Below are 12,573 nucleotides of genomic sequence, written 5' to 3'. Positions count from 1 at the left end.
TGCTGCGGGAAATTCAGGCCCGCAGAACCGGGCGAAACAGGGGCGCAAGGTGGACGGCGAGACCGACTATATCATCGTTGGCGCGGGCAGCGCGGGCTGCGTTCTGGCCGAGCGCTTGACGAAATCCGGCAAACATCGGGTTACCGTTCTGGAAGCCGGTGGCAGCGACCAGCGCTTTTTTGTCCAGATGCCATTGGGTTATGGCAAGCTGTTCTACAACCCCGCCGTAAACTGGCTTTACAAAGCCGAACCTGACCCCGGTCTGGCCGGGCAGGTGGACCATATCCCGCGCGGCAAGGTTCTGGGCGGATCTTCGTCAATCAACGCTATGGTCTGGATCCGTGGCCACCGGCAAGATTACGAAGACTGGAAGGCCGCCGGCAACCTCGGATGGGGTTGGGACGAGGTGCTGGCCGCCTACAAGGCCATCGAGGACAACGAGGCCGGCGCCGATGCTTTCCGTGGCAAGGGCGGGCCGCTGTTCATCTCGCAGAACCGGCGCGGGCTGCACTGGCTGGTGGAGGATTACATCGCCGCCTGTGGCGAGGCCGGGCTGCCCTACAACGCCGATTTCAACGGCGAGACACAGGAGGGCGCCGGCACCTACCAGATGACGATCAAGGGCCGCCGCCGCAATTCCACCGCGCGGGCGTTCCTGCGCCCGGCCATGCGCCGCCGCAACCTGACCGTTCTGACCGGCGCGCAGGTGACGCGAGTCGTTATCGAGGATGGCCGCGCGACCGGTGTCGAATACCTGAAGGACGGCCGCCGCCAGACCTTGCGTGCCCGGGCCGAGGTCATTCTGTCCGGCGGGGCCATCAACTCGCCACAACTTCTGCAACTGTCGGGCATCGGGCCGGGCGCGCTGTTGCAGCAGATGGGGCTGCCCGTGCTGCGCGACAACGCCAATGTCGGTGCGCATATGAACGATCATCACGGCCTGAACTACACCTGGCGGATGAAGGTGCCCACCTACAACAACATCCTGCGCCCGGCCTGGGGCAAGGCGCTGATGGGGCTGTGGTATCTGGCCTTGGGGGGCGGGCCGCTGGCCAAGTCGATCAACCATGGCGGCGGGTTCTTCCGCACCCGTCCCGAACTCGACCGGCCGAACATGCAGCTTTACATGCAGGCCTTTTCCACCCTGATCCCCAAGGCAGGCGAACGGCCGCTTCTGACGCCTGACCCGTTCCCCGGCCTTAGCCTGGGGCTGTCGAACTGCCGGCCCACCAGCCGCGGCCATGTGCGGATTGCCAGCCCCGACCCGCTGGCCGCGCCGCGCATCGTGGCCAATGCCTATTCCACCCCGGAAGACGTGGAGGAAATGCTTCTGGCGGTGAAGTTCCTGCGCAAGATCGTGGCCCAGCCCAGTTTCGCCCGCTGGGTTGACGAAGAACTGCGCCCCGGCCCGCAGGTGCAAAGCGATGCCGACCTGATCGAGGATTTCCGCCAGCGATCTGGCACCGTCTATCACCCGTCCTGCACCTGCCGCATGGGGCCGGAAGCGCGCACCTCGGTGATTGACGCCAGGTTGCGGGTGCATGGGGTGGCGGGGCTGCGGGTGGCCGATGCCTCAAGTTTCCCCAACCTGATCGCGGGCAACACGAATGCCCCCGCGATCATGGTTGGCTGGAAGGCGGCCGAGATCATCCTGGCCGACGCGCGCTGAAGACGCCCCACCCGGGCCGTCAGTCACCGACCGAATGGCCCATGGCGGAATGGTCCATCGTCGAGTGATCCATGCCGCCGGGCGGATCGACCATGAATTCCATCTCGATCCGGCCGGCATGTTCGAAGATCAGCGTCGCCGGCACCATCTCGCCCTCGGTCAGCGGCTTTGTCAGCCCCATCAGCATGATGTGATAGCCGCCCGGTTCCAGAACGACCGTCTCACCGGCGGGCAGGTCGATCCCTTCGACATGGCTCATCTTGGCCACGCCATCGGCCCCGACCGAGGATTCGTGCAGCATCGCGCTTTTCGCCGCAGGGGTTTCCACCCCGATCAGTCGGTCGGCGTTGGGACCGTTGTTCGACACGCCCATGTAACCGCCCGCCGCCTGCGCGGTTGCCGCCGGTTGCGGAATGTTGGGGTGGATGATTTCAATTTCACCCTGGGTCACGCCATGGGCGTGGACGGGCGCGGCAATCATCAGGGCGGCCAGCAGGCCGAGAACGCGGTTCATGATAGATCCTTTCGTCGGAACAGAGGGGGAGACGTGTCGCGCTGGAGACAGGGCCCCCGCGCGGGAAAGCCGGGAAAAAGGCCCTGTCCGGCAGTCGGCCGGACAGGGCCAGTCATGGCCCCGCCCCACGGGAAGAGGGGCGAAACCTTGTGACCTTGCGGGATAACGGGACGCCTCCCCCCGCAGGGCCACGGGAAAACCTGTCTCCGCCGGAGCCGTGCCTTGAGGATGCGCCCGCCCTTGGGTCCGCAGCGCGCGGGTCCGGCCGGAACGTGTGATGTTTGAAGGCATGTGGGAACCTCTGGCTTGGACGTGCCAGAAAGGCGGCACGCCCGGATCGACGGATCGGAACGGAAGGGGTGCGATCAGGCCAGAGGGGGCGCCCGCAGACCGCGGGCAGGGTCCAGAACCGCCCGAACGGCCCGGCTTTCGCGGGGGGCCTCGATGCGGGCGATCAGGATCAGCCCGGCGTCCTGCACGGCAACGGCCCCGCCCGCGGGCGGGGCGGTGGCGGTCAGGTGGCAGACCGGGCAATCGGAATGGTCGGGCAGCCCGTCCCCGTCGGCATCACCGCACAGGTCTGCAAGGCTGCCCCCGGCCAGAACATAGGCCTCAAGCGCGGCATCCTGGGCAGTGGGCATACGATGGGCAAAGGCCGTTGCCACCAGGGAAACGGTCAGGGCCACAATCACAAGCAGCCGGCGCATAAGGATGGGTCTGTCGCGCATCTTTGTCAGTCTTGCCGGAAAAGCCGGTGCCAATCAACGCAGTTCTGCCACGGCGACGGGGGGCAAGGCTTGACCCTTGTCAAGCCCGGGGCTAGAGGCCGCCGTCATGTCAGACTCTGCCCTCCCCCCGCCCGAACGGCGCAACTTCTATGGCCGCACCCATGGCAAGACGCTGCGGGCCAGCCAGAAGGACTATCTGGCCAACGATCTTGAGCCGCTGCGCCTGAAGGGCGTGACCGTTGCCGAAAACCCGGCCCGCACTCCGCTGGACCTGTCGCTGACCGGCGGGCGGCCGCTCTGGCTTGAGGTTGGCTTTGGCGGGGGCGAGCATCTGGTGCATATGGCGGCCGGCAACCCGCAGGTGCATCTGATCGGGGCCGAGCCTTTCGTGAACGGCATCGCCATGCTGTTGGGCAAGATCCGCGCTGCTGCGGTGACGAACCTGTCACTGCACCCTGGCGATGTGCGTGACCTGTTCGATGTGCTGCCCGATGCCAGCGTTTCGCGGGTGTTCCTGAACTACCCCGACCCCTGGCCCAAGGCCCGCCACCACCGCCGCCGTTTCGTGACGCCGGGCTATCTGCTGCCGCTGGCCCGCGTCACGGCACCCGGGGCCGAATTCCGCGTGGCGACCGATATTCCCGATTACGTCCGTCAGGCGCTGGAGGAAATTCCCCCCGCCGGCTTTGCGCTGGAGCGGCAGGCCGGGCAGGGGGCGGCCTGGGAAGACTGGCCTTCGACCCGCTACGAACAAAAGGCGCTGCGCGAAGGCCGCAGCCCGCATTACCTGACCTTCCGCCGCCTCTGACCACCCTTCCTTGCCCGGCCCGCTTGCGCTATCAGGCAGGCGCGATTGGGCGAGGGAGAGCAGCATGTCCGGCCATGGCGAGGCGCAACCGATGATCTCCGGCCGTTCGGCGCCGCTTTCGGGCGTGGCCGAGGTGCCGGGCGACAAGTCGATTTCCCACCGCGCGCTGATCTTCGGTGCCATGGCGGTTGGCGAAACCCGGATCACCGGGCTGCTGGAAGGGCAGGATGTGCTGGACACCGCCAAGGCGATGCAGGCCTTCGGCGCGACCGTCACCCGCCACGGCCTTGGCGCCTGGAGCGTGCAGGGCGTTGGCGTCGGCGGGTTCCGCGAACCGGCTGATGTGATCGACTGCGGCAATTCGGGCACCGGGGTGCGGCTGATCATGGGCACCATGGCCACCACCCCGATCACCGCCACCTTCACCGGCGATGCCAGCCTGCGCAAACGCCCGATGGGGCGCGTGACCGACCCGCTGGCGCTGTTCGGCACCCGCGCCTATGGCCGGCAGGGGGGCCGGCTGCCGATGACGGTGGTGGGCGCCGCCGATCCCATGCCGGTGCGCTATGCCCTGCCGGTGGCCAGCGCGCAGGTGAAATCGGCCGTGCTGCTGGCCGGGCTGAACGCGCCAGGGCAGACGGTGGTGATCGAGAAGGAACCCACCCGCGACCATTCCGAACGGATGCTGATTGGCTTCGGGGCCGAGCTGACGGTCGAAAAGGGCGCCGAGGGGCATGTCATCACCCTGACCGGCCGGCCCGAACTGCGGCCGCAGACCGTGGCCGTACCGCGTGACCCGTCCAGCGCCGCCTTCCCGGTCTGCGCGGCATTGATCGTCGAAGGGTCCGACATCCGTGTTCCGGGCGTGAGCCAGAATCTGACCCGCAACGGCCTGTATCTGACCCTGGTCGAGATGGGCGCGCGGATCGACTTTGAAAACCCGCGCGAAGAGGGCGGCGAGCCGGTGGCCGACCTGCGCGTCCGCTTCTCGCCTAGCCTGAAGGGCATCGAAGTGCCGCCCGACCGTGCCCCCAGCATGATCGACGAATACCCGATCCTGTCGGTCGTTGCCGCCTTTGCCGAAGGCCGCACCGTGATGCGCGGGGTCAAGGAACTGCGGGTCAAGGAAAGCGACCGGATCGACGCCATGGCGCGCGGGCTTGAAGCCTGCGGCGCGCGGATCGAAGAGGATGAGGATACCCTGATCGTTCACGGCATGGGGCCCGGCGGGCTGCCCGGCGGAGGCACGGCGCAGACGCATCTGGACCACCGGATCGCGATGAGCTTCCTGGTGGCGGGAATGGCCGCCAAGGCGGAAATCGCGGTGGATGACGGCAGCCCGATCGTGACCTCATTCCCGATCTTCGAGGGGTTGATGAACGGGCTCGGCGCGGCAATCCGCCGGGGATAGCCGCAGGGGCGGCGCAATCGCGCCCCTGTCACCTGTCTGCAAATATACCCGCCGGAGGCAAACGGATGAGCCGGTTGGGCCGCGCTTGCGCGGCCCAGAGGCGCGATGCAGGCGTGCAGCTGCGTTTGCGCGGCTGCTCTGCCGAAAACTGGCCCCGCTGAAACCAGCAGGTCAGCGAAGAATCGGGATCTCGGCCTTCATCCGGGTCGCGGCGGCGACGAAATCGGCGATCTTGGTCGCGTCCTTCACCCCCGGCGCGCTTTCCACGCCCGACGACACGTCCACCTGCCGCGCGCCCGTCAGACGGATCGCTTCGGCCACGTTTCCGGCCGTCAGCCCGCCGGCCAGCATCCACGGCCGCAGCCAGCGCCGCTGCGCCACCAGCCGCCAGTCGAAGGTCAGCCCATTGCCGCCGGGCAGGGCGGCGCCTTTCGGCGGTTTGGCATCGACCAGAATCTGGTCGGCCACCAGCGAATGTTCGAACAGCGTCTCAAGGTCGCCCTCGTCGGCCACGCCCACGGCTTTCATCACCGGCAGACCGAACCGCGCGCGCACTTCGGCCACACGTTCGGGGCTTTCCGATCCGTGCAGTTGCAACATGTCCAGCGGCACGGCCGCCAGAATGGCCTCCAGCGTGGCGTCGTCGGCGTTTACCGTCAGCGCCACCTTGCACAGCCCCTCAGGCGCGGACAGGGCGGCGATACGGGCTTCGTCCAGGCTGACGTTGCGGGGGGATTTGGCAAAGAACACGAAGCCCGCGTAGGCCGCACCGCTGGCCACGACAGCCGCCACATCGGCCGGCGTCCTCAGCCCGCAGATCTTGACGCGAACCGGCGCAATCACCGCCGGCCGCCGCTGTCGAGCAGGGCCAGAACCTCGTCTTGCGGCGGGGTGCTGGTCGAATCCTTCAGCACCGCCAGTTCCCGCTCCAGCCGGGCGACCTGCTTGGTCTTGCCCTTGGCCTCGGCGCGGATGCGGGCTTCGCGCAACCACTCCCAGACAAAGCCGATCAGCACGCCAAGCGCCACCGCGGCCAGGATCACCAGGAACAGCGGCAACTGGAACACATAGTCCAGGTGCAGCAGCTTGGCCGGTTCTTCCGGCAGCAGGCGCACCGGCACCTCGGTGCGGTTGGCAAGGGCCAACACCAGCAGCACCGCGCCAGTCGAAAGGATGAAGAGCAGTCTGAGCAATCGCAGCATCGCAAGTCACCGGGAAGCTGTTTGGTGCCCGGACTATCGGCTGCTTCGCGTCCACGCGCAACCCGCGCTTGCGGGTCGTGCGCCTGTGCCGCAGGTCATTTGCCGTTCAGGCGGTCCCGCAGCAGCTTGCCGGTCTTGAAGAAGGGAACCTTCTTGTCCTCGACCTGCACGGATTCGCCGGTGCGCGGGTTGCGGCCCAGCCGGGCATCGCGCGCCTTGACGGAAAAGGCCCCGAAGCCGCGCAGTTCCACCCGGTCCCCGCGCGCCAGGGCCTCGATGATTTCATCGAACACCGTGTTGACGATCCGCTCGACATGGCGCTGCGTCAGATGAGGATTCTCATCCGCGATCTTCTGAATCAGTTCAGACCGGATCATCCGTTCGTCCCCCCAGGTGGTTCAGCCCCGTCTGCGGCGGCCGCCACGATGTTCTTGTCAGGGACTATAGAAGCAAGAATTGCCGACTGACAAATGAAAACGGGGGCTTGCGGGCAGGGCGCAGGGAACTCATGGCGGTGCGGGGGGCGGTTTGGGGGGCAATCGCCAGCCGGGCAGGGCCCGCAGCCCGGCCGCATGGCCCCGCGCTGGCCGCTGTGCCCCCGGCGCCCCGGGGCGATTCGCCTGCGGAGAAAGGAAAAGGCCGGGGCATTGCCCGGCCTTCCCTGCTGTCAGATTGTGCCCGGCAACGCCGGACGGCGATCGTCTCCGATCACTTCTCGCCCTTGAGCGCGGCACCCAGGATGTCGCCCAGCGAGGCGCCCGAATCGGACGACCCGTATTGTTCGACGGCTTCCTTCTCTTCCGCGATCTCGCGCGCCTTGATCGACAGACCCAGCTTGCGGGTCTTGGGGTCGATGTTGGTCACGCGGACGTCGATCTTGTCGCCCACCTGGAACCGCTCGGGGCGCTGGTCGCCACGGTCACGGCTCAGATCGGAACGGCGGATGAACGACTTGGCGCCGTTGTATTCCACCTCGATGCCGCCATCCTCGATCGCGGTGACCGCGACGGTGATGATCGAGCCGCGCTTCACGCCGTCAACCGCGTCGGTGAACGAATCATCCGACAGCGCCTTGATGGACAGCGAGATGCGTTCCTTCTCGATGTCGACTTCCGAGACGACCGCCTGCACCACATCGCCCTTGCGGTAGGACTGGATGGCTTCTTCGCCACGCTTGTCCCACGACAGGTCCGAAAGGTGGACCATGCCGTCGATGTCGTTGTCGAGGCCGACGAACAGACCGAATTCGGTGATGTTCTTCACTTCGCCTTCGATGGTCGAGTTCACCGGATGGTTCTCGGCGAACACTTCCCACGGGTTGCGTTGGGTCTGCTTCAGGCCCAGCGACACGCGGCGCTTGGCGCTGTCGATTTCCAGAACCATGACGTCCACCTCTTGCGAGGTCGAGACGATCTTGCCGGGGTGCACGTTCTTCTTGGTCCAGGACATTTCCGAAACGTGGACCAGACCTTCGACACCGGCTTCCAGTTCGACGAATGCGCCGTAGTCGGTGATGTTGGTCACGCGGCCCTTGTGGACCGAGTTGATCGGATAGGCCTTTTCGACCGCATCCCACGGGTCCGACTGCAACTGCTTCATGCCGAGGCTGATGCGGTGGGTTTCCTTGTTGATCTTGATGACCTGAACCTTGATGGTCTCGCCGATCGCCAGGATTTCCGACGGATGGTTCACACGGCGCCAGGCCATGTCGGTCACATGCAGCAGGCCGTCAACGCCGCCCAGGTCAACGAAGGCACCGTATTCGGTGATGTTCTTGACCACGCCGTCCACAACTTGACCTTCGGTCAGGTTGCCGATGACTTCGGCGCGCTGTTCGGCGCGGCTTTCTTCCAGGATCGCACGGCGCGACACCACGATATTGCCGCGGCGACGGTCCATCTTCAGAATCTGGAACGGCTGCTTCATGCCCATCAGCGGGCCGGCATCGCGCACGGGGCGCACGTCGACCTGGCTGCCCGGCAGGAAGGCAACGGCACCGCCCAGATCGACGGTGAAGCCACCCTTGACCCGGCCAAAGATCGCGCCTTCGACGCGCTGTTCGCTGGCATAGGCCTTTTCCAGACGATCCCAGGCTTCCTCACGACGCGCCTTTTCGCGCGAGATGACTGCTTCGCCACGGGCGTTCTCGACGCGGTCGAGATAAACCTCGACGGTGTCGCCCACGTTGATGTTGGGCTGCTCACCGGGGTTCGCGAATTCCTTGAGGTCGACGCGGCCTTCCATCTTGTAGCCAACGTCGATGATGGCCTGGCCCGCCTCGACGGCGATGACCTTGCCTTTGACAACCGTGCCCTCTTCGGGGGTGTCAATCTCGAAGCTCTCTTTCAGAAGGGCTTCGAATTCGTCCATAGCGTTTTTAGCGCACATATGCAGTTGATCCTTTTCATGGTTTTCCGGCCGTGCGGTTGGCTCCGCAGGTCTTTGATGGCCCCGAATTGCGAAATCGCGCGGCCGTCCGGTTTTCCGGCGCTGCGCGACTTTCGTCTCGGGATGGCGGGCCTATAGCGCCAAGCGCCCCCGCAGGCAAGCAAAAGCGCGGCCCCTTTGCCCGGGCCGCGCCTTGTTTTGTGGGTAAAAGCCGCCTTCAGGCGACGTTGTGCACCAGTTCGTTCAGCGGCTTGCGCACCTTCTTCTGGCCCTGAAGCCAGTCGCCCTCGGCGGCGCGATAGCCCAGGGGCAGCAGCGTGACCGACCGAAGACCGCGCGCCCGCAGGCCAAGGATCTCGTCCACCTGCGCCGGATCGAAGCCTTCCATCGGGGTGGCGTCCACCTCTTCAAAGGCGGCGGCCGTAACCGCGATGCCAAAGGCGATATAGGCCTGACGGGCGGCGTGCTGGTAGTTTTCTTCGGCGCTGCGCGGCAGATACATGGCCTTCAGCCGGTCGTAGTATCCGGTCAGGGCTTCGGTCACGCCGCCGCGCTGGCGGCCGGTCTCGGCGACCACGGCGTCGATCCGCTCGGCGGTGTAGTTGTCCCAGGCGGCAAAAACCAGAACATGGCTGCCATCGGTGATTTGCGCCTGATCCCAGGCCGCGGCGCGCAGCTTCGCCTTCACTTCGGGGTTGGTCACCACGATCACCTCGAAGGGCTGCAGTCCGCTGGAGGTGGGCGCCAGTTGCACCGCCTCAAGGATGCGGTCCACCTTCGCTTGCGGCACGGCGCGCGAGGGGTCCATCTTCTTGGTGGCATAGCGCCAGTTCAGTTTTTCGTTCAGCATCTGCAATCCCTTTCATGTGCCGCAGTGCGGCATCATCCGTTACATGGGGGAAATGCACCCGCAGAGAAGGGGTTGGACAGAGCCCTGAGTGCACAGCGGATGTGCAGAAATGGGGCTGTGCCTGGCTGGCGGGCCTTAGCCCGCCGCTGCGCGGTCCAGCCGGGCCGCCACCGCCGCAATCGCCTGCGCAACGGCGGCGTCGATGCTCAGGGCGCTGGTGTCGATCACCAGCGCATCGGCAGCGGGTTTCAGCGGGGCCTCGGCGCGGCCCATGTCGCGGGCGTCGCGCTCGCGCACCTGGGCCAGAACCTCGGCCTCGTCGCCGCCCAGTTCCAGCCAGCGCCGGTGCGCCCGCACCTCGGGGCTGGCGGTGACATACAGCTTCACCTCGGCCTCGGGGCAGATCACCGTGCCGATGTCGCGCCCGTCCAGCACCGCGCCGCCCTCGGCCCGCGCAAAACGACGTTGAAACTCCAGCAGCGCGGCCCGCACTTCGGGGATCACCGCCACCCGGCTGGCGGCCTGGCCCGCGGCAAGGCTGCGCAGATCGTCGCGCGCCAGATCGGCCGCGGTCAGTGACCGCGCGGCGGCGACCGGATCGCCGCCCTTGGCGCCGACCGCGCGATAAAGCGCCCCGGTGTCGAGATGGGCAAAGCCGAAGCGTGCGGCCACAGCCCGGCTGAGCGTGCCCTTGCCTGCTGCCGCCGGCCCGTCAATCGCCACCGTGAAGATCATCGCCTGTCGTCCCAGCCCCGTGTCGCGGCCCGGAAACCGACCCCGCCGCCGCTCCTTACGCCCGGCGGCCCTGTCCCGTCAAATCCGCCAGGCCGTGCGCAGAGAACCATGCCCTTTCATCTGTCCTCAAATATCCCGGGGGAGTCTTCGCGCCAGCGAAGACGGGGGCAGCGCCCCCTTTCCCCGCGCCGGGAAGGGCGCTACACCGCTTGGGTCTGCACGCAAGGAGAGCGCCATGGCCGAAGACGGTGTGAACAGCTTCATGACGGGGCCGGATGAGGCCGGGCGCTTTGGCCTGTTCGGTGGCCGGTTCGTCAGCGAGACGCTGATGCCGCTGATCCTGGAGCTTGAGGCCCGCTATGAACATGCCAAGACCGACCCAACCTTCTGGGCCGAGATGGACGACCTGTGGAAGCACTATGTCGGCCGGCCGTCGCCGCTGTATTTCGCACCGCGGCTGACCGAGCATCTGGGCGGCGCCAAGGTCTACATGAAGCGTGACGAGCTGAACCATACCGGCGCGCACAAGATCAACAACGTCCTGGGCCAGATCATTCTGGCGCGCCGCATGGGCAAGACCCGGATCATCGCCGAAACCGGCGCGGGTCAGCACGGGGTCGCAACGGCGACGGTCTGCGCCAAGTTCGGTCTGAAATGCGTGGTCTACATGGGCGCGCATGATGTCGAGCGCCAGGCGCCCAACGTGTTCCGTATGCGCCTTCTGGGGGCAGAGGTGATTCCGGTCACCTCGGGGCGCGGAACGCTGAAGGACGCGATGAACGATGCGCTGCGCGATTGGGTGACCAATGTGCGCGATACCTTCTACTGCATCGGCACGGTGGCCGGGCCGCATCCCTATCCGGCGATGGTGCGCGACTTCCAGTCGATCATCGGCAAGGAAGTGCGCTGGCAACTGGCCGAGCAGGAAGGCGAGGGGCGACTGCCCGACACGGTGGTCGCGGCCATTGGCGGCGGGTCGAACGCGATGGGTCTGTTCTACCCGTTCCTTGACGATCCGTCGGTGAACATCATCGGGGTTGAGGCCGGCGGCAAGGGTGTGGACGACCGGATGCAGCATTGCGCCAGCCTGACCGGCGGGCGCCCCGGCGTGCTGCACGGCAACCGCACCTATCTGTTGCAGGATGGGGACGGGCAGATCCTGGAAGGCTTCTCGATCAGCGCGGGGCTGGATTATCCGGGCATCGGCCCCGAACACGCCTGGCTGCATGACATCGGCCGGGCGCAATATGTCAGCATCACCGATGCCGAAGCGCTGGAGGCGTTCCAGTTGTGCTGCAAGCTGGAAGGGATCATTCCCGCTCTGGAGCCGAGCCATGCGCTGGCGCATGTGATGAAGATCGCGCCGACGCTGCCCAAGGACCATATCATCGTGATGAACATGTGCGGCCGGGGCGACAAGGACATCTTCACCGTGGCCCGGCATCTGGGCTTTGACATGAAGATCTGATCCCGCGTCCGCAGCCGGACCCGGGCAAAGGCCCCGCAGCGAAGGCTGCGGGGCCTTTTCTCTGGCCTGCTGTCAGCGCCGCATAAACCCGGGTTTAGGCGCGCAAACCAAAGGCCGATTGCGCCGGAATAATCCGCAGACGAATGTTCGGGCTGTTCGTCATACCCTTTGCTGGCCCTGTCGCCGGTTGGTGCGGCACCCTTGGCGCAGCGTCCCTGTCGGGCGGCGCCCCATCACAGGAGGCATGAGGGATGAAGATGCGGACAAAGCTGAAGATGGTGACGGCGGTTCTGGTGCTGTCAGGTTCGGCGGCCCTTGCGGCGGTGACGACCGACCAGGTGGTCAGCCAGTTCCAGGCCGATGGTTACAGTTGGATCGAGGTGAAGAAGGGGCCGACCCAGATCAAGGTCGAGGCGGTCAAGGGAACCGAGAAGGTTGAAGTGGTGATCGACACCGAAACCGGCGCGGTGATCGACCGCGAGGTCGAGGTGGCTTCGGCCCGCGAACAGGCGCGGACAGGTGTCGAGGTGAGCGAACGGTCGCGCGATTTCGAATCGCGGGACGAAGGGGATGATGAGGGTGATGATGGTGCCAGTGACGATGATGGCAGCGACCACGACAGTGGCGATGACCACGGGGATGATCACGATGATGATGGCGGGGACGACGATCACGGCGGTGGCGGCAGCGGCAATGGTGCCGGCGGCGACGACCACGGCGGCGATGACGACTGACGCCACGCTGTTCTTCAGCGGCATCCCGGCCTTGCCGGGGTGCCCCCCTTGGGCGAAGATCGCCGT

13 protein-coding genes are annotated in these 12,573 nt (G+C 66.3%); 5 read left to right on the top strand and 8 right to left on the bottom strand.

Annotated elements, in window-relative coordinates; genetic code table 11:
• Positions 1-49: 49 nt before the first annotated feature.
• Complete coding sequence (locus B6K69_RS06575; RefSeq protein WP_108643212.1) at positions 50-1,669, top strand: GMC family oxidoreductase; 1,620 nt, start codon at positions 50-52, stop codon at positions 1,667-1,669.
• Between the two features lie 19 nt (positions 1,670-1,688).
• Here the strand turns inward: B6K69_RS06575 and B6K69_RS06570 are convergent, their stop codons facing one another.
• Both B6K69_RS06570 and B6K69_RS06565 read right to left on the bottom strand, forming a co-directional pair.
• Positions 1,689-2,183 carry a copper chaperone PCu(A)C gene (locus B6K69_RS06570; protein ID WP_108643211.1) on the bottom strand — a complete coding sequence of 165 codons (495 nt, stop codon included), beginning with the start codon at positions 2,181-2,183 and terminating at the stop codon, positions 1,689-1,691.
• A 365-nt stretch (positions 2,184-2,548) separates the two neighbouring features.
• Positions 2,549-2,911 carry a hypothetical protein gene (locus tag B6K69_RS06565; RefSeq protein ID WP_123876544.1) on the bottom strand — a complete coding sequence of 121 codons (363 nt, stop codon included), beginning with the start codon at positions 2,909-2,911 and terminating at the stop codon, positions 2,549-2,551.
• Between the two features lie 106 nt (positions 2,912-3,017).
• On the opposite strand from B6K69_RS06565, the gene trmB reads away from it, so the two are divergent.
• Both trmB and aroA read left to right on the top strand, forming a co-directional pair.
• Positions 3,018-3,719 (top strand): tRNA (guanine(46)-N(7))-methyltransferase TrmB, encoded by a 702-nt coding sequence (trmB, locus tag B6K69_RS06560; protein ID WP_108643209.1) that lies wholly within the window; start codon positions 3,018-3,020, stop codon positions 3,717-3,719.
• A gap of 64 nt (positions 3,720-3,783) precedes the next feature.
• A complete protein-coding gene (aroA, locus tag B6K69_RS06555) occupies positions 3,784-5,130 on the top strand; it encodes a 3-phosphoshikimate 1-carboxyvinyltransferase (RefSeq protein ID WP_108643208.1) in 1,347 nt (448 codons plus the stop codon).
• 171 nt (positions 5,131-5,301) lie between these two features.
• Here aroA and B6K69_RS06550 read toward each other — a convergent pair whose 3' ends face one another.
• The 6 genes from B6K69_RS06550 to B6K69_RS06525 all read right to left on the bottom strand — a co-directional run bounded on the left by B6K69_RS06550 (position 5,302) and on the right by B6K69_RS06525 (position 10,305).
• Positions 5,302-5,970: a phosphoribosylanthranilate isomerase gene (locus tag B6K69_RS06550; RefSeq protein ID WP_108644810.1), complete on the bottom strand. Its 669-nt coding sequence runs from the start codon at positions 5,968-5,970 to the stop codon at positions 5,302-5,304.
• Entirely contained in the window at positions 5,970-6,332 is a 363-nt protein-coding gene (locus B6K69_RS06545; RefSeq protein WP_107672371.1) for a LapA family protein, read from the bottom strand. The genes B6K69_RS06550 and B6K69_RS06545 overlap by 1 nt, the downstream gene beginning before the upstream one ends.
• Before the next feature lie 95 nt (positions 6,333-6,427).
• Complete coding sequence (gene ihfB, locus B6K69_RS06540) at positions 6,428-6,709, bottom strand: integration host factor subunit beta (RefSeq protein WP_107672372.1); 282 nt, start codon at positions 6,707-6,709, stop codon at positions 6,428-6,430.
• Between the two features lie 331 nt (positions 6,710-7,040).
• A complete protein-coding gene (rpsA, locus tag B6K69_RS06535) occupies positions 7,041-8,720 on the bottom strand; it encodes a 30S ribosomal protein S1 (protein WP_107672373.1) in 1,680 nt (559 codons plus the stop codon).
• 217 nt (positions 8,721-8,937) lie between these two features.
• The gene (locus B6K69_RS06530; protein WP_108643207.1) at positions 8,938-9,570 is read right to left on the bottom strand and encodes an NAD(P)H-dependent oxidoreductase; all 633 of its coding nucleotides are present in this window, start codon (positions 9,568-9,570) and stop codon (positions 8,938-8,940) included.
• A gap of 135 nt (positions 9,571-9,705) precedes the next feature.
• The gene (locus B6K69_RS06525; protein ID WP_107672375.1) at positions 9,706-10,305 is read right to left on the bottom strand and encodes a (d)CMP kinase; all 600 of its coding nucleotides are present in this window, start codon (positions 10,303-10,305) and stop codon (positions 9,706-9,708) included.
• Between the two features lie 235 nt (positions 10,306-10,540).
• Here B6K69_RS06525 and trpB point away from each other — a divergent pair, with 235 nt between their 5' ends.
• Both trpB and B6K69_RS18305 read left to right on the top strand, forming a co-directional pair.
• The gene (trpB, locus tag B6K69_RS06520; RefSeq protein ID WP_108643206.1) at positions 10,541-11,773 is read left to right on the top strand and encodes a tryptophan synthase subunit beta; all 1,233 of its coding nucleotides are present in this window, start codon (positions 10,541-10,543) and stop codon (positions 11,771-11,773) included.
• A 251-nt stretch (positions 11,774-12,024) separates the two neighbouring features.
• Positions 12,025-12,507, top strand: coding sequence for a PepSY domain-containing protein (locus tag B6K69_RS18305; RefSeq protein ID WP_181318183.1), 483 nt, complete (start codon positions 12,025-12,027; stop codon positions 12,505-12,507).
• Positions 12,508-12,573: the final 66 nt, after the last annotated feature.

This window comes from Pseudogemmobacter blasticus (genome assembly GCF_003071405.1).
In the GTDB taxonomy this organism is placed as follows: domain Bacteria; phylum Pseudomonadota; class Alphaproteobacteria; order Rhodobacterales; family Rhodobacteraceae; genus Pseudogemmobacter; species Pseudogemmobacter blasticus.
This window is presented reverse-complemented; position numbering and strand designations above follow the sequence as displayed.

Excerpts from the sequence above, each read along its gene's own strand:
- B6K69_RS06570 (WP_108643211.1), bottom strand. The coding sequence starts at position 2,183 with ATGAACCGCGTTCTCGGCCTGCTGGCCGCCCTGATGATTGCCGCGCCC.
- B6K69_RS06565 (WP_123876544.1), bottom strand. The coding sequence starts at position 2,911 with ATGCGCGACAGACCCATCCTTATGCGCCGGCTGCTTGTGATTGTGGCC.
- trmB (WP_108643209.1), top strand. The coding sequence starts at position 3,018 with ATGTCAGACTCTGCCCTCCCCCCGCCCGAACGGCGCAACTTCTATGGC.
- aroA (WP_108643208.1), top strand. The coding sequence starts at position 3,784 with ATGTCCGGCCATGGCGAGGCGCAACCGATGATCTCCGGCCGTTCGGCG.
- B6K69_RS06545 (WP_107672371.1), bottom strand. The coding sequence starts at position 6,332 with ATGCTGCGATTGCTCAGACTGCTCTTCATCCTTTCGACTGGCGCGGTG.
- ihfB (WP_107672372.1), bottom strand. The coding sequence starts at position 6,709 with ATGATCCGGTCTGAACTGATTCAGAAGATCGCGGATGAGAATCCTCAT.
- rpsA (WP_107672373.1), bottom strand. The coding sequence starts at position 8,720 with ATGTGCGCTAAAAACGCTATGGACGAATTCGAAGCCCTTCTGAAAGAG.
- B6K69_RS06530 (WP_108643207.1), bottom strand. The coding sequence starts at position 9,570 with ATGCTGAACGAAAAACTGAACTGGCGCTATGCCACCAAGAAGATGGAC.
- B6K69_RS06525 (WP_107672375.1), bottom strand. The coding sequence starts at position 10,305 with ATGATCTTCACGGTGGCGATTGACGGGCCGGCGGCAGCAGGCAAGGGC.
- trpB (WP_108643206.1), top strand. The coding sequence starts at position 10,541 with ATGGCCGAAGACGGTGTGAACAGCTTCATGACGGGGCCGGATGAGGCC.
- B6K69_RS18305 (WP_181318183.1), top strand. The coding sequence starts at position 12,025 with ATGAAGATGCGGACAAAGCTGAAGATGGTGACGGCGGTTCTGGTGCTG.